A 17,063-nucleotide genomic window follows, 5' to 3' on the forward strand; every position below is an offset into this window, starting at 1 on the left:
GGGGAGCGGTCGGCTGTGCCGATGTCCGCGCACCGTACGCCTGGGTGCCCGGGTCCGTCCCGCGGTACCCGCGTCCGACCCGGAGGTCCCATGTCGCACGTCCTGCCCCCGCTGCCCGCCGTCGCCGACCCGTCGGCTGCGAGCACGCGCCGCCCGCTGCGCCGGGCGCTCGTCTCCGTCTACGACAAGACGGGCCTGGAGGACCTGGCCCGCGCGCTGCACGCCGCCGGCGTCGAGCTCGTGTCCACGGGCTCCACGGCCGGGACCATCGCCGCGGCGGGCGTGCCCGTCACCCGCGTCGAGGACGTGACGGGCTTCCCCGAGTGCCTCGACGGCCGGGTCAAGACGCTGCACCCGCGCGTGCACGCGGGGATCCTCGCCGACACCCGGCGGCCGGAGCACCTGGCGCAGCTCGAGGGGCTCGGCGTGGCGCCGTTCGACCTCGTCGTCGTCAACCTGTACCCGTTCGCGGCGACCGTGGCGTCCGGTGCCACCGCCGACGAGTGCGTCGAGCTCATCGACATCGGCGGGCCGTCGATGGTGCGCGCGGCGGCCAAGAACCACCCGTCGGTGGCCGTCGTCGTCGAGCCCGCGCGCTACGCGCAGGTCGCCGCCGCGGCGCAGGGCGGCGGCTTCACGCTGGCGGAGCGGCGCCGGCTCGCCGCGGCGGCGTTCGCCCACACCGCCGACTACGACGTGACGGTCGCGTCCTGGTTCGCCGCGGAGCACGCGCCCGACGAGACCGCGGAGCGCACGGCGTTCCCCGCCTTCGCCGGGCAGACCTGGACGCGTGGTCACGTGCTGCGCTACGGCGAGAACCCGCACCAGGCCGCCGCGCTGTACCTCGACGAGAACGGCGCCGCGGGCCGCGGCCTGGCCGGCGCGCAGGTGCTGCACGGCAAGGAGATGAGCTTCAACAACTACGTCGACGCGGACGCGGCCTGGCGCGCGGCCCACGACCACGACGCGCCGGCCGTCGCGATCATCAAGCACGCCAACCCCTGCGGCATCGCCGTGGGCGCGGACGTGGCCGACGCGCACGCCAAGGCGCACGCCTGCGACCCGGTGTCGGCGTTCGGCGGCGTCATCGCGACGAACCGCACGCTGACCGCCGCCGCTGCCGAGCAGATCGCCCCCGTCTTCACGGAGGTCGTCGTCGCGCCGGACTTCGAGCCCGCCGCCCTCGAGGTGCTGCAGCGCAAGAAGAACGTCCGCCTGCTGCGCGTGACCCCCCCGGAGGACACGACGCTCGACCAGCGGCACATCACCGGCGGCGCGCTGGTGCAGCGGCTCGACGCCGTCGACGCGCCGGGCGACGACCCCGCGTCGTGGACCCTGGCGACGGGGGAGGCCGCCGACGAGTCGACGCTCGCCGACCTGGTCTTCGCCTGGCGGGCGGTGCGTGCCGTGAAGTCCAACGCGATCCTGCTGGCGCGTGACGGGGCCTCGGTCGGCGTCGGCATGGGCCAGGTGAACCGCGTCGACTCCTGCCGGCTGGCCGTCGAGCGGGCGAACACGGGGGACGTCGAGCGCGCCCGCGGGGCCGTGGCCGCCTCCGACGCGTTCTTCCCCTTCGCGGACGGGGCGCAGGTGCTGATCGACGCCGGGGTGCGGGCGATCGTGCAGCCGGGCGGCTCCGTGCGCGACGAGGAGGTCGTCGCCGCGGCCGCCGCCGCCGGCGTGACGATGTACCTGACGGGCACGCGGCACTTCGCGCACTGACGGCACGGACGCCTGCGGGACGCGCCGCTCAGGCGAGCAGCGCGTCCCGCAGGGGGCGGCCGGGGTCGGCCGCCGCCGCGAGGTCCACCGTGGGGAGGCCTCGGCCCCCGAGCAGGCGTCGGGCCGCCGCCACGTCGCGCGGCCGGTCGACGGTGAGGACGCCGGTGAGGACGCCGGTGAGGACGCCGGTGAGGACGCCCGACGTGCCGGGGCCGGGGGCGCCGGGCGAGGCGTCGGCGGCGACGTACAGAGCCGTCCAGCCGTCGGCGCCCGCCGGGTCGCCGCGCGGCACCACGCGGTCCGTCGGCCCCGGCTGACCCAGCAGCGCGAGCTCGTGGCCGAGCTGCGTCGAGAAGACGTACGGCACGGGATCGGGCGCCTCGGCGGGCGGGTGCGCGTCGTCGTCGCCCGTCAGGTGCGCCAGGACGGCGGCGGCCGCGACGTCCGGCCCGCGCAGGGCCGCGTCCCAGTGCCCGCCGGGCACGAGCCCGTGCCGCGCGGACCGGCGGAGCGCGACGTCGCCGACGGCCCACACGGCGGGCGCCCCTCGCGCCGCCTGACGACCGGGCGTGTCCCCACCGGGTGCGCGCCCGTCGCCCGGCAGGACGCCGCCGACGACCACGCGGTGGTGGGCGTCGACGGGCAGCTCTCCGCGCGGGGTCCGCGGCAGGGCGTCGCCGATCCACGCCGTCGCCGGGCGCGCCCCGACGGCGACGAGCACGGTCGCGCCCGCCACGGTGCTGCCGTCGGCGAGGTCGACGCCCCCGGCGTGCACGGCGACGACCGGCGACCCCAGCAGCAGCCGCACCCCGGCGGCGGCGTACCAGGGCGCCGTCCACGGGCCGACGACGGGACCGAGCGCGGCCGCCGGCGCGGCCCCGGCCTCGATCACGGTCACCTCGAGACCGGCCGCGGCGGCGACCCCGGCCACCTCCGCGCCGATCCACCCCGCCCCGACGACGACGAGCGGGCCGCCCCGGCCGAGCGCCTCACGGAGGCGGCGGGCGTCGTCGAGCGTGTGCAGCGTCAGCGCCGACTCCCAGCCCGGAGGACGGACCGCCACCGAGCCGGTGGCGACGACGAGCGCGTCGGCGGGGGCGTCACCTGCGTCGGTCCGGACGACGACGCCCCCGTCGGGGTCCACGAGGAGCCCCCGGGCGGCACGACCGGTGTCGACGCGGTCGGCGAGGGCGTGCAGGTCGTGTCCCAGCTCGTCGGCGAGCCAGGCGGGCTCGGGGCGGTCGAGCAGGTGCTTGGACAGCGGCGGCCGGTCGTACGGCGCCCACGGCTCCCCGCCCAGCACGTGCACCTGCCCGTCGAAGCCGCGCTCGCGCAGGGCTGCCACGGTGCGCAGGCCCGCGAGTCCCGCCCCGACCACGACGACCCGCCCTCCCGGGCCGGCGGGCGGCACGGGCGGCGGCAGGCGGGACGGCACGACCGGCGAGACTAGCCGGGTGCCGCGGCCGGTGCCCGGCGTGCGGCAGGATCGCCCCGTGACGCCGGCGCACCCCCTGAGCCCCCCGCCCGGGCCGCGCGCCCCCGACCCCGGGGACGCCGGCTCGTCCGACGCGGAGGTGCCTCTCGACGGGGACGGGCGGCCCGTGCCCGACCTGCGCCGCACGTCCCTGCGCGCCGCCGCGGAGGCCGCCGCCGGGCCGTCGCTGCTGTGGGTGGGCGCCGGTGTCGTCGTCGCCGTGCTGGTGGCGGTGCTCGTCGGCACGGCGGCCGGCGCCCAGGTGCTGGCCGGGGTCGCGGCGGCGGGCGGTGCAGCGCGCGCCCTGCTGCCGGCCGCGCGGGAGCCGGTGGCGGTCTCCGTGCGGTCCCGGCGCTTCGACGCGGGGGTGCTCCTCGTCGCCGCGGTGGCGCTGCTGGTGCTCGCCCGGTCGCTGCCGACGGTGCCGGGGCAGCCGGGCTGACCGGGTACGCCGCCCGGAACGCCGTGAGCCCCCGTCCGTGACGGACGGGGGCTCGCGAGCGGTCGGGCGGGAGGGGTCAGCGGTCCTCGACGACGAGGACGTCCTCCGTCGTCACGTACTCGTCCTTCTCCTCGAACAGGCGGTCCTCGACGGGCTGCGCGGCGAACGCGCGGTACACGAGCGCCGCGATCGCGGCGCCGACGAGCGGGGCGACGACGAACAGCCACAGCTGCCCGAACGCCCAGCCCTCGGAGAAGATCGCCGCGGCGAGGGAGCGCGCCGGGTTGAGGCTGCCGTTGGTGACCGGGCCCGTGAGCAGCAGGAGCACGGTGAGGGACAGGCCGACGGCGAACGGGACGTGCGCGGCGTTGGCGCGGCGGTCGGTGGCGCCCAGGATGATGCCGACGAACACCGCCGTGGCGACGGCCTCGACGAGCAGCGCGATCGCCAGCGGGAACGTCACCTGGCCGTTGCTGAGCGTGCTCAGCGGCGAGTGCTCGCCGAACCCGTTGGCCACGGAGGAGAAGAAGGTGCGGGGCGTCCCGGAGCCGCTCTGGTCGACGAGCCCGGGCAGGCCGGACGGGATGGTGAGGAAGACGACCATGGCGGCCACGGCGGCGCCGAGGACCTGGGCGACCCAGTAGGGCAGGACGTCCTTCCAGGGCGTGCGCCCCGCCACGGCCGCGCCGAGGGTGACCGCCGGGTTGAAGTGCCCGCCGGAGACGTGCCCGACGGCGATGATCGCGGCGAGCGCGCCGACGCCGAACCCGAGCGCCACGACGAGGCTGCCGGCGGCGTGCGCGAAGGACGCGTAGAGGCCGATGCCGAGGCCGAGCAGGACGAGGACGAAGCTGCCGAAGGCCTCGGCGCCCGTGCGCGCCAGCAGGCCGGAGCCGGTGCTGACCACCGTGCCGGCGGGCACGACGACGCCGCCGTCGACCAGCTCGTCGTCGGTCGGCTCGTCGCCGTAGGGGTCGAGGAGGTCGTCGCCCGCGGCGGTCGCGCCCGAGGGGGCGCCGGTGCGGTCGCGGTCGTCGGGGCGCGGCGAGGGGGAGCCGGAGGGCTGGGTCATGCGCCCAGCATGCCAGCCTCACCCGTCCGGGTGCCCGAGGGGTGCCCGACGGGTGCCCGACGGGTGCGGCCGGGGTCACGCGGGCACGGGCGGCCCGGGTCTCTCGACGTCGACTAGCCTGGGAGCCGTCCGGGGGACCGGCGTGCGCCGCGAGGACGTGGCCGCGCGCGGGTGCCGAGCACCTGCGGTGCACCGGAGCGACCGGACCAACCAGACCCCCCAGGAGATAGGGACCCGCATGGCGAAGATCAAGGTCGTCGGCCCGGTGGTCGAGCTCGACGGTGACGAGATGACGCGCATCATCTGGCAGTTCATCAAGGACCGGCTCATCCACCCGTACCTCGACGTCGACCTGCGGTACTTCGACCTGTCGATCCAGAACCGCGACGCCACCGACGACCAGGTGACGATCGACGCGGCGCACGCCATCAAGGAGCACGGCGTCGGCGTCAAGTGCGCCACGATCACGCCCGACGAGGCGCGCGTCGAGGAGTTCGGCCTCAAGAAGATGTGGGTCTCGCCCAACGGGACGATCCGCAACATCCTCGGCGGCGTGGTCTTCCGCGAGCCGATCATCATCTCGAACATCCCGCGCCTGGTGCCGGGCTGGAACAAGCCGATCATCATCGGGCGCCACGCCCACGGCGACCAGTACAAGGCGACGAACTTCAAGGTCCCCGGCGCCGGCACGCTGACGCTGACCTACACCCCGGCGGACGGCTCCGAGCCGATCCACCAGGAGGTCGTCACGTACCCGGAGGCGGGCGGCGTGGCCATGGGCATGTACAACTTCAACGAGTCGATCCGCGACTTCGCGCGCGCCTCGTTCGCCTACGGCCTGCAGCGTGGCTACCCGGTCTACCTCTCGACGAAGAACACGATCCTCAAGGCCTACGACGGGGCGTTCAAGGACATCTTCGCCGAGGTGTTCGACGCCGAGTTCAAGGCCGACTTCGACGCCGCGGGCCTGACCTACGAGCACCGCCTCATCGACGACATGGTGGCCGCCGCCATGAAGTGGGAGGGCGGCTACGTCTGGGCCTGCAAGAACTACGACGGCGACGTGCAGTCCGACACCGTCGCGCAGGGCTTCGGCTCGCTCGGCCTCATGACGTCGGTCCTCATGACTCCCGACGGGAAGACCGTGGAGGCGGAGGCCGCGCACGGCACGGTCACGCGTCACTACCGCCAGCACCAGCAGGGCAAGCCCACGTCGACGAACCCGATCGCGTCGATCTTCGCCTGGACCGGCGGCCTCAAGCACCGCGGCAAGCTCGACGGCACTCCGGAGGTCACGCAGTTCGCGGAGACCCTCGAGCAGGTCGTCGTCGAGACGGTCGAGAGCGGCAAGATGACGAAGGACCTCGCCTCCCTCGTCGGGCCGGACCAGGCCTGGCTGACGACGGAGGACTTCCTCGCAGCCCTCGACGAGAACCTCGCCGCGCGCCTGGCCTGACGCAGCCCGGCGCCCCGCGCGCCGGCCCCTCGTCCCGGAGCCCCCGACCGCCCGCGGTCGGGGGCTCCGCCGTGTCCGCCGGACGGGGGACACGGAGGTCACGGCCGGAGACCACCTCCCCGGCGACAGGACGGCTGTTGCGTTCACCCGCTGAAGGCAGCGCTGCCCGAATCGCACCGGTGCCGTCCGTTCTGTGACCGGCGCCACGCGAGCACGCCCCCCTTCGGGCCCAGGCACCGTGACGGGACCGTGATCGTTTCGTGATGACCGCTACCCGTTCGTGGCTTGACTTCGGGTCTCGAAGCCAGCGACAGTTGACCCGCACCGGAGACGCGGTCGTCGACCGGACGGTGGGTGAGCAGGCCTGCGGGGGACGGACCCCGGTCCACAGGAACGCTCTCCGGGGGACAGGCCCGTGCGGGGTCCCCGTTCTCGAGGATGAGAAGGAGCAACATCATGCGACGTCGGTTCGGATTTGCGGCAGCGGGCGCGGTCCTCGCGCTGGGCCTGACCGCGTGCGCCGGCGGTGGCGCCGGTGCGGGCACGGACGAGACCGCCGGTGCCGGCGGCGGTGGCGGCGGCGGTGCCGAGGGTGGCCTCGTCGGCGTCGCGATGCCGACCGAGACCTCGGAGCGCTGGATCAACGACGGCGACGCCGTCAAGTCCCAGCTCGAGGAGGCCGGCTACGAGGTCGACCTGCAGTACGCCGCGGACGACATCCCCACGCAGCAGCAGCAGATCGACCAGATGATCACCAAGGGCGCCGAGCTCCTCATCGTCGCCTCCATCGACGGCACGGCGCTGTCGAGCCAGCTGCAGGCGGCGGCCGACGCGGGCATCCCGGTCATCGCCTACGACCGCCTCATCAACGGCACGGAGAACGTCGACTTCTACGTGACGTTCGACAACGAGAACGTCGGCGTGCAGCAGGCCACGTCGCTCCTCGTGGGCCTCGGCCTCCTGAACCCGGACGGCTCCGACAACCCGGACGCGCCCGCCGGCCCGTTCAACGTCGAGCTCTTCGCGGGCTCGCTGGACGACAACAACGCGCACTTCTTCTGGAAGGGCGCGATGGACACGCTGCAGCCGTACCTCGACGCCGGCACGCTGGTCGTCAAGTCCGGCCAGACGGACATCGAGCAGGCCGCGACGCTGCGCTGGCAGCAGGAGACCGCGCAGAAGCGCATGGAGGACCTGCTGACCTCCTCGTACTCCGACGGCTCCAAGGTCCAGGGCGTGCTCTCGCCCTACGACGGCCTGTCCCGCGGCATCATCACCGCGCTGACCAACGCGGGCTACGGCACCACCATCGCCGAGGGCCTGCCGCCCGTCACCGGCCAGGACGCCGAGATCGCCTCCGTCAAGCTCATCGCGGACGGCACGCAGTTCGCGACGATCTTCAAGGACACCCGCAAGCTCGCCGAGCAGGCCGTCACCTCGGCCGAGGCGTTCCTCGCGGGTGAGGAGCCCGAGGCGAACGACACCGAGACCTACGACAACGGCGTGAAGGTCGTCCCGTCGTACCTGCTCGAGTCGGACATCGTCTACGCCGACAACATCCAGTCCCTGCTCGTCGACTCGGGCTACTGGACCGCCGAGGAGGTCGAGGCCGGTCAGGCCTCCTGACCCTTCCCGACCGACCCACCCACCGCACGGCCGCGGCCGGCCGGACCGGCGTCCCCCAGGGGCGCCGGCCGGCCGGCCCGGGCGGGCCGTGCCCCAGACGAAGGGGGTCGAGGCCGCATGGCGAGCCCGATTCTTCAGATGCAGTCCATCACCAAGACGTTCCCCGGGGTGAAGGCGCTGCAGGACGTCACGCTGAGCGTGCAGCGCGGGGAGATCCACGCGATCTGCGGCGAGAACGGGGCCGGCAAGTCGACCCTCATGAAGGTGCTGTCGGGGGTCTACCCGCACGGCACCTACGACGGCACCATCCTCTTCGAGGGCGAGGAGATGCGGTTCTCCTCCATCAACGACTCGGAGGAGAAGGGCATCGTCATCATCCACCAGGAGCTGGCCCTCGTGCCGTACCTCTCGGTGGCGGAGAACATCTTCCTCGGCAACGAGCAGCGCCGCGGTGCGTTCATCGACTGGAACCACACGAACGCGGAGGCTGCCAAGCTGCTCGCGCGGGTGGGCCTCGACGAGAACCCCACGACGCCGGTCGGCCAGCTCGGCGTCGGCAAGCAGCAGCTCATCGAGATCGCCAAGGCCCTGTCGAAGGAGGTCCGGCTCCTCATCCTCGACGAGCCGACGGCCGCCCTCAACGACGACGACTCCGAGCACCTGCTCGGCCTCCTGCGCCACCTCAAGGAGCAGGGCGTCACGTCGATCATCATCTCCCACAAGCTCAACGAGATCGCCGAGATCGCGGACTCCACGACGATCATCCGCGACGGCCAGTCGATCAAGACGCTCGACATGGTCGCCGACGAGGTCACGCAGGACCGGATCATCAGCCTCATGGTCGGCCGCGACCTCGAGCACCGCTACCCCGAGCACGTCTCGAAGGTCGGGGCGGAGATCCTGCGGATCGAGGACTGGACCGTCCACCACCCCACGCAGCCCGAGCGCGTCATCGTCGACCGGGCGAACCTCGAGGTGAAGGCGGGGGAGATCGTCGGGATCGCCGGCCTCATGGGCGCGGGCCGCACCGAGCTCGCGATGAGCATCTTCGGCCGGTCGTACGGCTCGCGGATCAGCGGGAAGGTCTTCCTGCACGGCAAGGAGATCCAGACGCGCACGGTCAGCGAGGCCATCGCGCACGGCCTGGCGTACACCACCGAGGACCGCAAGCACTACGGCCTCAACCTCATCCAGGACATCAAGACGAACATCGCGGCGGCCAGCCTGCGCAAGTTCGCGTCCGGGGCGGGCTTCGTCAACGGCAACGAGGAGATCAAGGTCGCGGAGGAGTACCGCCGCGACATGAACATCCGCACGCCGAACGTCCTCGCGCAGGTCGGCAAGCTCTCGGGCGGCAACCAGCAGAAGGTCGTCCTGTCGAAGTGGATCCACACGGACCCCGAGGTCCTGATCCTCGACGAGCCCACGCGCGGCATCGACGTCGGCGCCAAGTACGAGATCTACACGATCATCAACCGCCTCGCCGACGCGGGGAAGGCCGTGATCGTCATCTCGTCGGAGCTGCCCGAGCTCTTGGGCATCTGCGACCGGATCTACACGCTGTCGGCCGGCCGCATCACCGGCCAGCTCCCCAAGGAGCAGGCCACCCAGGAGAGCCTCATGGCGCTCATGACCAAGGAGAGGGAGCAGGTCTGATGACCGCCGTCGCCACGCCCCAGCAGACGAAGGGGCCGCAGCAGCCCTCCCCCGTCGCGGGCCTGAAGGAGCTCGTCACGCGCAACATGCGCACGAGCGGCATCTACATCGCGTTCGTCGCGATCGTCGCGCTGTTCGCGGTCCTCACCGGCGGGCTCTCGCTGAGCCCCCGCAACGTCACGAGCCTGGTCCTCCAGTACTCGTACATCCTCATCCTGGCCATCGGCATGGTCATCGTCATCGTCGCCGGGCACATCGACCTGTCCGTCGGGTCGGTGGTGGCGCTCACGGGGGCCATCGCGGCGATCCTGGTGATCCAGGACGGCCGGCCCTGGTGGGTCGGCGCGGTCGCCGCCCTCGCGGTGGGCCTCGCCATCGGCGCCTGGCAGGGGTTCTGGGTGGCCTACGTCGGGGTCCCCGCGTTCATCGTCACGCTCGCCGGGATGCTCCTGTTCCGCGGGCTCACGCTCATCGTGCTCGACAACATCTCGCTGTCGCCGTTCGGCCAGCCGTACACCAACGTGGCCGGCGGGTTCCTCAACGGGCTGCTCGGCGGCAACGGGTTCGACGCGTTCACGCTCATCATCGCGGCCATCGCGGTGGTCGGGTACGCGTACAGCCAGCTGCGCGCCCGCCAGGGCCGGATCCGCTACCAGCAGACCGTCGAGGCGATGCCGCTCTTCGTCGTGAAGATCCTCGCCGTGGCGGCGGTGGTCATGTGGTTCGCCTGGCAGCTGGCGCACGAGCGCGGCCTGCCGATCGTGCTCATCATCCTGGCGGTCCTCATCATCGCCTACTCGGTCGTGACGACCCGGACCGTCTTCGGCCGGCACGTCTACGCCATCGGCGGCAACCTCGCGGCGGCGCAGCTGTCCGGCGTGAAGGTCAAGCGGGTCAACTTCTGGATCTTCGTCAACATGGGCTTCCTCGCGGCGCTGGCCGGCGTGGTGTTCTCGTCGCGGTCCAACGGTGCCCAGCCCGCCGCCGGCCAGATGTTCGAGCTCGACGCCATCGCCGCCTGCTTCATCGGTGGCGCCTCGGTCTCCGGCGGCATCGGCCGCGTCGGCGGGGCCATGGTCGGCGGTCTCATCATGGCCGTCATGAGCAACGGCATGTCGCTCATGGGCGTCAACCAGTCGTGGCAGTCCGTGGTCAAGGGCCTCGTCCTGCTCCTGGCCGTCGCCTACGACATCTACAACAAGCGTCGGGCGTCCGCCGGGCGCTGACCGCCGGCACCGCCTCGTCGTCCCGACCGGCACCTCGACCGGCACCTCGCCACGGCCGGCCGTCCGCACCCGCGGGCGGCCGGCCGTCGCGCACCACCCGTCGCGCACCACCCGTTAACGTCTGCACCCGTGAGGAGGGGGTCGACCGTGTCCGGCTCCCAGTCCTCCCTGCGCGGGGCCAACCGGGCGCTCATCGTCGAGGCCATCCGCCGGTACGGCGGGCTGACTCAGGTGGAGCTCGCCGGGGCGACGCGCCTGTCGGCGGCCACGGTGTCGACGATCGTCAAGGAGCTGCTCGCGGCGGACGTCGTCGAGGTCCGCACGACGACGCGCTCCGGCCGCCGGGCGCAGCTCGTCACCCTGGCCCGTCGCGTCGGGCTGGCGGCGGGGCTGCACATCGGCGACCGGCACATGCGGATCGCGCTGTCGGACTCCTCGCACGAGGTGCTCGTCGAGCAGGTGCTCCCGCTGCCGCACGAGCACCGCGTCGACACGACGCTGGACCGGGCGGCGCTGCTCATCATCGACCTGCTCGAGCGCGTCGGCTCGGGGCTGGAGGACGTCGTCGGCATCGGCATCGGCCTGCCGGCGCCCATCGACGTGGCCACGGGGATGATCTCGGTGCGCGGCATCATGCGCGGCTGGGACGAGGTGCACATCGCCCACGTCATGTCCAAGCGCCTGTCGCGGCCCGTGTTCGTCGAGAACGACGCCAACCTCGGCGCGCTGGCCGAGAGCCGGCTCGGCGCCTCCCGGGACTACCACGACGCGGTCTACGTCCGGGCCTCCTACGGCACGGGTGCCGGCATCGTCCTCGGCGCCACCGTCCACCGCGGGTTCGCCGGCACCGCGGGGGAGATCGGGCACGTCCAGGTGGACCCCGCCGGCAACATCTGCCTGTGCGGCAGCCGCGGGTGCCTGGACACGGTCGTCGGGGCGCGCGCGCTCATCGAGCCCCTGCGCGGCAGCCACGGCAGTCTCACGCTGCGCGACGTCATCGCCCGCACCGTCCAGGGCGACCCCGGATGCACGCGCGTCGTCGCGGACGCCGGGGCGACGATCGGCTACGTCGTCGCCAGCCTCGCGATGGCCGTCAACCCGCAGTGCATCGTCGTGGGCGGTGAGCTCGCCGAGACGGGGGAGGTCCTCATCGGACCCATGCGGGACGCCATCCGCCAGCGCGTGCTGCTCAACCAGATCGCGCCGCTCGAGGTCGTCCCGGCCCAGCTCGGGCCGCGCTCCGAGGTCATGGGCGCGCTGCTGCTCGTGCTGCAGTCCACGGACGTCAGCCGCCACGTCGAGGACGTCGACGTGCTCGCCGCGGGCGAGGTGACGGCGTGACCGGTCACCCCGTCGGGTGCCGCCGACTACCGGACCCGCGACGGCAGGGGCGAGGATCGTCCCCCGTGCAGGGGCAGGGGGACGGGCACGGGGACGAGCGGGTGCGCGAGGAGCAGCACGACGACGTGCAGGACGGCGAGCGGGTGAGGGGACGATGAGCGGCGACGCGCAGGCACGGCCGGCAGGGCAGACGCCGGCGCCGCTGCTGGCGCTGCGGCAGGTGAGCAAGTCCTTCGGGGCGGTGGAGGCGCTCGTCGCCGTCGACCTCGAGGTGCACGCGCACGAGGTCGTCGCGCTCGTCGGCGACAACGGCGCGGGCAAGTCCACGCTGGCCAAGGTCGTGGCGGGCGTGCTCACGCCGGACGCGGGTCTCGTCGAGCTGGACGGGGAGACCGTCCAGGTCCCGACGCCGTCGGCCGCGCACGCGCTCGGCATCGCCACGGTGTTCCAGGACCTCGCGCTGTGCGAGAACCTCGACGTCACCGCCAACCTCTTCCTCGGCCGGGAGCGGATGGCGGGCGGCCTGCTCGCCGAGGGGGAGATGGAGACGCAGACGCGCGCGACCCTCGACGCCCTCAACGCGCGCATCCCGTCCGTGCGGACGCCGCTGGCGCAGCTCTCGGCCGGGCAGCGGCAGTCCGTCGCGATCGCGCGGACGCTCATCGGCTCGCCGCGCCTCGTCGTGCTCGACGAGCCCACCGCCGCCCTGTCCGTCGTGCAGACGGCGGAGGTCCTCATGCACATCGAACGGCTGCGCGACCTGGGCCTGGGCGTCGTGCTCATCAGCCACAACATGAACGACGTGCGGGCCGTCGCCGACCGCATCGTCGTGCTGCGGCACGGCCGCAACAACGGCACCTTCGACGCGGCGTCGGCGAGCTACGAGTCGATCATCGCGGCGATCACCGGGGCCAGCCACGCCGGCGCGCGGGGCTGAGGCGGTGACCGTGGGCGGCGCCGGGCCGGAGGTCGGTGCCGTGCCCGGTGCCGTGCCCGGTGCCGTGCCCGGTGCCGTGCCCGGTGCCGTGCCCGGTGCCGTGCCCGGTGCCGTGGTCGACGCGGCACCCCGTTCGTCGGTGGGCGGGCGGCCGCGCCTCGTCGCCACCGACCTCGACGGCACGCTCCTGCGCAGCGACAGCACGGTCAGCCCCCGGACGGCCGCCGCGCTGGTGGCGCTGGAGGAGAGGGGCGTGCGCGTCGTCATGGTGACCGGGCGGCCGCTGCGGTGGATGGACGACCTGTGGCGGTACGTCGGCGCGCACGGCGTGGCGCTGGTGTCGAACGGTGCGCTGGCGTGGGACGCCCGCGAGGGCCGCGTCCTGGAGGTCGCGGCGCTGCCGGACGACGCGGTGCGGGCCTGCGTCGCGGAGGTCCGTCGCCGGGTGCCGGGCACGACGTTCGCGCTCGAGCGGGTCAGCGGCTTCTCCCGCGAGCCGGGCTTCGGTGGCCGCGGCACCCTCCCCGCCGAGGTGCCGGGTGCGGCGGGGACGCCGGCGGAACGCGCGGGCGGTGCGCTGCGGGTCGCGCCGCTCGAGGCGCTGCTCGACGCGGATGCCGCCGACGGTCCCGACCCGGTGGTGAAGCTGCTGGCCCGGCACTGGGCGCTGGCGCCGGACGACTTCTGGCGGCGGGTGGAGGAGATCGTCGGGACCCGCCTGACGGCGACCCGGTCCGCCACGACGTCGCTGGTCGAGCTCAGCGCCGCCGGCGTGACGAAGGCGTCGGCGATGGCGCGGCTGTGCGCGGACCTCGGCGTGGTGGCGGCGGACGTCGTCGCCTTCGGGGACATGCCCAACGACGTGCCGATGCTGACCTGGGCGGGCCGGTCCTGGGCGATGTCCGGGGCACACCCCGCGGTCGTCGCCGCCGCGGACGCCACGGCCCCGGGCTGCGACGAGGACGGTGTCGCCCGCGTCCTCGAGCAGCTCTTCGCCCTGCCCCACCCCTGACCCCCGCGGCACCGCCGCCGTCCCTGTCGGCGGCCCGCCGAGCACCGCGGGGTGGTCCGTCGGTGCGGCGATCCGTTGTGCCGGTGAACCCGGGACCGGCGTGTCTCCGCCGACACGCGGGCGCCCAGGCCCTTTGCCGCACCGGCGGACCAGCGAGCGCCGGGGGAGTGGCGGCCGGCGGCGGCGCTGTGCCGGGTGCGGCGCCCAGGAGGGGAGGCTGGTTACGGGTCGGTGCGGAGCGCAGTGTTAACACGGGGCGGACGCGGCGTGTCGGGAACGACACGCCGCGTCCCTCTCGGCTCTCCGCACCGACCCGCCGCGCGCTGGTCCCGCGCCGGTGCGAGGAGGGCCGACGGGCATGATCCAGGGCGGGCCGGGGCCCGATCCGCGTCTCCGGGTCGGGCGTCAGCGCGTCAGGGCCGGGGCGGGGAGGGTCAGCGGGGGGTGGCCGTGGTGGTGAGGGCGATGCCCGCCAGGACCACCGCGCCGCCGACGAGCTGCGCGGCCGACAGCGGGTGGCCGAGCAGCGCCGTGGCTGCCGCGGTGAACACGGTGATGAGGTTGAGGTACACCCCGGCGCGCGACGGCGGGACCGTCCGCAGCGCGGTGTTCCACAGCACGTACGACCCCACCGACGGCAGCAGCACGATGAACACCAGCGCCCACATGCCGGCGGCGTCGCCGGGCAGGCGCAGCCCGGCCACCGCGACGACCGGTGCCAGGCCGACCACGACCACCAGCGCCTGTGCCGCCGTGGACGCGACCGGCGGCAGCCGCGGCCCGCGCCGCCCGATGACGGTGTACGCGGTCCACGTCGAGATCGCGCCCAGCATGAGCAGGTCCCCGCCGTTCACGCCGCCGGTCAGGGCGGCGGCCGGCCGGCCGTCGGTGAGCACGACGACGACGCCGACGAACGCCACCGCGACCCCGAGCACGCCGCGCGCGGTGACCCGCTCGCCCAGCAGCGCCACCGCCGCGAGCACGATGAGCGCGGGGTTGACGGCGTTGACGATGGCGGCGTCCAGCGGCGTCGTCAGCCGCAGCGCCGCGTAGAGCAGCAGCGTGTAGCCCGCGAGCCCGGTCGCACCCAGCGCGAGCACCCACGGCCACGCCCGCGCCACGGCCCGCCAGTCGGGCCGCTCCAGCACCTGCGCGACGAGCACCAGCAGCGGCAGGGCCAGCAGCCAGCGCAGCCACACGAGGCTGAGCGGCCGGTCGCTGCCACGGCGGTCGGGCCGACGACGTAGTTGCCGGCCCAGAAGAGCGTGGCGCCCACCAGTGCCGCCACGGCGAGGACCTGCGCCCGGCGGCCACCACCCGTCGACCCGCCGGCGGTGCTGCCCACCGACGTTCCCGCCGACGCGCCCGCCGACGTGGCCGGTGGCCCTCCCGGCCGGGCCGACCCGGTCACCGGAAGACGATCGTGCGGTGCCCGTCCAGGAGCACGCGGTGCTCGGCGTGCCAGCGGACCGCGCGGGCCAGCGCGCGGCGCTCGACGTCCTGCCCGAGCGCGACGAGGGCCTCCACGCCGTGCGTGTGGTCCACGCGCTCGACGTCCTGCTCGATGATCGGCCCCTCGTCGAGGTCGCCGGTGACGTAGTGCGCGGTGGCGCCGATGAGCTTCACACCGCGGTCGTGGGCCTGGTGGTAGGGCTTCGCGCCCTTGAACGACGGCAGGAACGAGTGGTGGATGTTGATGACGCGGCCCGCCAGCGCCCGGCACAGGTCGTCGGACAGGATCTGCATGTACCGCGCGAGCACGACGAGCTCGACGTCCAGCTCCTCCACCAGCGCGAGCAGCCGCGCCTCGGCCTCGGCCCGCGTCGCCGCCGTCACGGGCACGTGGTGGAAGTCGATCCCGTAGAACTGCGCGAGCGGCTCGAGCACGGTGTGGTTGGACACCACGGCGACGAGCTCGACCGGCAGGGCCTCCGAGCGCTGGCGGAAGGCCAGGTCGTTGAGGCAGTGCGCCGCGGTGGACCCCATGACGAGCGTGCGCACGGGCCGCCCGACGACGTCCAGCGTCCACGCCAGGCCGAACTCGCCCTCGAGCGCGCGCAGCCCGGACTCGAGCTCGGCGCGGGGCGCGGCGGCGGTGACCTGGACGCGCATGAAGAACAGCCCGGTGCCGGCGTCGCCGAACTGCTGGGACTCCGTGATGTTGCCGTCCAGCCCGGCGAGCAGCCCGGAGACCGCGTGCACGATGCCGGGCCGGTCGGGGCACGACAGCGTCAGCACCCAGTGGGTGGGGGCACCGGCCGACGCGTCGCCGGGGGCGGACGTGGCGGGCTGATCCGATCGGTGGGACACGGGTGCCGAGAGTAGTGCGCCCCGCCCGGGGGCTGACACGATGGCCGCATGACGGAGGACGCACTCGACATCCGCCCCGTCGGCGGCCAGGACGCGGGGGAGCTGCTCACCCTGCGCCGTGCGGCCTTCGTCACGGAGGCCCAGGTCTACGGCGACCCGAACATCCCGCCGCTGACGCAGACGCTCGACGAGCTGCGCGAGGACCTGCGCGCGGTCGGCGTCATCACGCTCGGGGCGTGGCGCGGGCACCGCCTCGTCGGGTCGATCCGGGTCCTCGTCGAGGGGACGAAGGCCACCCTCGGGCGCTTCGCGGTCGCGCCGGACCTGCAGGGCCAGGGCGTGGGCACGCAGCTGCTGCTCGCGGTCGTGCCCTACCTGTCCGAGGGCGTCGAGGAGATCTGGGTCTTCACGGGCCGCGACTCCGTCCACAACATCGCGATGTACGCCAACCAGGGCTACGAGCGCCAGGAGGACCGTACGGCGGGTGACCTCACCTACGCCTACCTGCGCAAGATCGTCGGGGACGACGCCGACGCCCCCTCCGACCAGCCCGCCTGAGACACCCCTCGTCGCCGGTGCCCGGCGCGGTACCCTGGCGGGGTCGCGACTGGCGCACGGGTGGGTCACCACCGGGGAGCGACGCTGCAGCAGACCACGGGTCGGACGCCTGGGCCCCCGGTCACCCCGCACGGTCAGCTAGTCAGTCCCCCGACGCGACCGGTGTGCGAGGGGTGCCGGACGTGAGCCGGCGGCACCCCGAGGACCGCACCGGGACCGTCACGATCCGCC

At 74.1% G+C, this 17,063-nt stretch carries 14 protein-coding genes and 1 riboswitch; of the genes, 10 read left to right on the forward strand and 4 right to left on the reverse strand.

Annotated features, from left to right (window positions below):
• Positions 1 to 90: 90 nt before the first annotated feature.
• A complete protein-coding gene (gene purH, locus BM048_RS14195; protein WP_090034052.1) occupies positions 91 to 1,722 on the forward strand; it encodes a bifunctional phosphoribosylaminoimidazolecarboxamide formyltransferase/IMP cyclohydrolase in 1,632 nt (543 codons plus the stop codon).
• 28 nt (positions 1,723 to 1,750) lie between these two features.
• On the opposite strand, the gene BM048_RS14200 is transcribed toward purH, so the two are convergent.
• Positions 1,751 to 3,157 (reverse strand): FAD-dependent oxidoreductase, encoded by a 1,407-nt coding sequence (locus BM048_RS14200; RefSeq protein WP_239078998.1) that lies wholly within the window; start codon positions 3,155 to 3,157, stop codon positions 1,751 to 1,753.
• Between the two features lie 58 nt (positions 3,158 to 3,215).
• Here BM048_RS14200 and BM048_RS14205 point away from each other — a divergent pair, with 58 nt between their 5' ends.
• The gene (locus tag BM048_RS14205) at positions 3,216 to 3,638 is read left to right on the forward strand and encodes a DUF3017 domain-containing protein (protein WP_139224463.1); all 423 of its coding nucleotides are present in this window, start codon (positions 3,216 to 3,218) and stop codon (positions 3,636 to 3,638) included.
• Between the two features lie 76 nt (positions 3,639 to 3,714).
• Here the strand turns inward: BM048_RS14205 and BM048_RS14210 are convergent, their stop codons facing one another.
• Positions 3,715 to 4,710, reverse strand: coding sequence for an aquaporin (locus BM048_RS14210; RefSeq protein WP_090034054.1), 996 nt, complete (start codon positions 4,708 to 4,710; stop codon positions 3,715 to 3,717).
• A gap of 238 nt (positions 4,711 to 4,948) precedes the next feature.
• Between BM048_RS14210 and BM048_RS14215 the strand changes: the two genes are divergently transcribed.
• The 7 genes from BM048_RS14215 (at position 4,949) to BM048_RS14245 (ending at position 13,964) form a co-directional block, all read left to right on the forward strand.
• Positions 4,949 to 6,166: an NADP-dependent isocitrate dehydrogenase gene (locus BM048_RS14215; RefSeq protein WP_090034056.1), complete on the forward strand. Its 1,218-nt coding sequence runs from the start codon at positions 4,949 to 4,951 to the stop codon at positions 6,164 to 6,166.
• A gap of 456 nt (positions 6,167 to 6,622) precedes the next feature.
• On the forward strand, positions 6,623 to 7,792 hold the full coding sequence (chvE, locus tag BM048_RS14220; RefSeq protein ID WP_090034058.1) for a multiple monosaccharide ABC transporter substrate-binding protein: 1,170 nt from the start codon (positions 6,623 to 6,625) through the stop codon (positions 7,790 to 7,792).
• 117 nt (positions 7,793 to 7,909) lie between these two features.
• Positions 7,910 to 9,448, forward strand: a complete 1,539-nt coding sequence (gene mmsA, locus BM048_RS14225) for a multiple monosaccharide ABC transporter ATP-binding protein (protein WP_090034060.1) — start codon at positions 7,910 to 7,912, stop codon at positions 9,446 to 9,448.
• Complete coding sequence (gene mmsB, locus BM048_RS14230; protein WP_090034062.1) at positions 9,448 to 10,674, forward strand: multiple monosaccharide ABC transporter permease; 1,227 nt, start codon at positions 9,448 to 9,450, stop codon at positions 10,672 to 10,674. The genes mmsA and mmsB overlap by 1 nt, the downstream gene beginning before the upstream one ends.
• Before the next feature lie 147 nt (positions 10,675 to 10,821).
• Positions 10,822 to 12,015, forward strand: coding sequence for an ROK family transcriptional regulator (locus tag BM048_RS14235; RefSeq protein ID WP_090034063.1), 1,194 nt, complete (start codon positions 10,822 to 10,824; stop codon positions 12,013 to 12,015).
• Positions 12,016 to 12,169: 154 nt separating this feature from the next.
• Entirely contained in the window at positions 12,170 to 12,952 is a 783-nt protein-coding gene (locus BM048_RS14240) for an ATP-binding cassette domain-containing protein (protein WP_090034064.1), read from the forward strand.
• A gap of 40 nt (positions 12,953 to 12,992) precedes the next feature.
• Positions 12,993 to 13,964, forward strand: a complete 972-nt coding sequence (locus BM048_RS14245) for an HAD family hydrolase (protein WP_244890640.1) — start codon at positions 12,993 to 12,995, stop codon at positions 13,962 to 13,964.
• A 434-nt stretch (positions 13,965 to 14,398) separates the two neighbouring features.
• Here BM048_RS14245 and BM048_RS14250 read toward each other — a convergent pair whose 3' ends face one another.
• Together BM048_RS14250 and purU are read right to left on the reverse strand one after the other, a co-directional pair.
• Positions 14,399 to 15,163 (reverse strand): DMT family transporter, encoded by a 765-nt coding sequence (locus tag BM048_RS14250; protein WP_239079024.1) that lies wholly within the window; start codon positions 15,161 to 15,163, stop codon positions 14,399 to 14,401.
• Between the two features lie 208 nt (positions 15,164 to 15,371).
• Positions 15,372 to 16,274, reverse strand: coding sequence for a formyltetrahydrofolate deformylase (purU, locus tag BM048_RS14255; RefSeq protein WP_090034066.1), 903 nt, complete (start codon positions 16,272 to 16,274; stop codon positions 15,372 to 15,374).
• Between the two features lie 48 nt (positions 16,275 to 16,322).
• Here purU and BM048_RS14260 point away from each other — a divergent pair, with 48 nt between their 5' ends.
• Positions 16,323 to 16,832, forward strand: coding sequence for a GNAT family N-acetyltransferase (locus tag BM048_RS14260; RefSeq protein WP_090034067.1), 510 nt, complete (start codon positions 16,323 to 16,325; stop codon positions 16,830 to 16,832).
• A gap of 35 nt (positions 16,833 to 16,867) precedes the next feature.
• A riboswitch (ZMP/ZTP riboswitch) is annotated at positions 16,868 to 16,954 on the forward strand.
• Positions 16,955 to 17,063: the final 109 nt, after the last annotated feature.

It is taken from the genome of Cellulomonas marina (genome assembly GCF_900111925.1).
In the GTDB taxonomy this organism is placed as follows: Bacteria; Actinomycetota; Actinomycetes; order Actinomycetales; family Cellulomonadaceae; genus Cellulomonas; species Cellulomonas marina.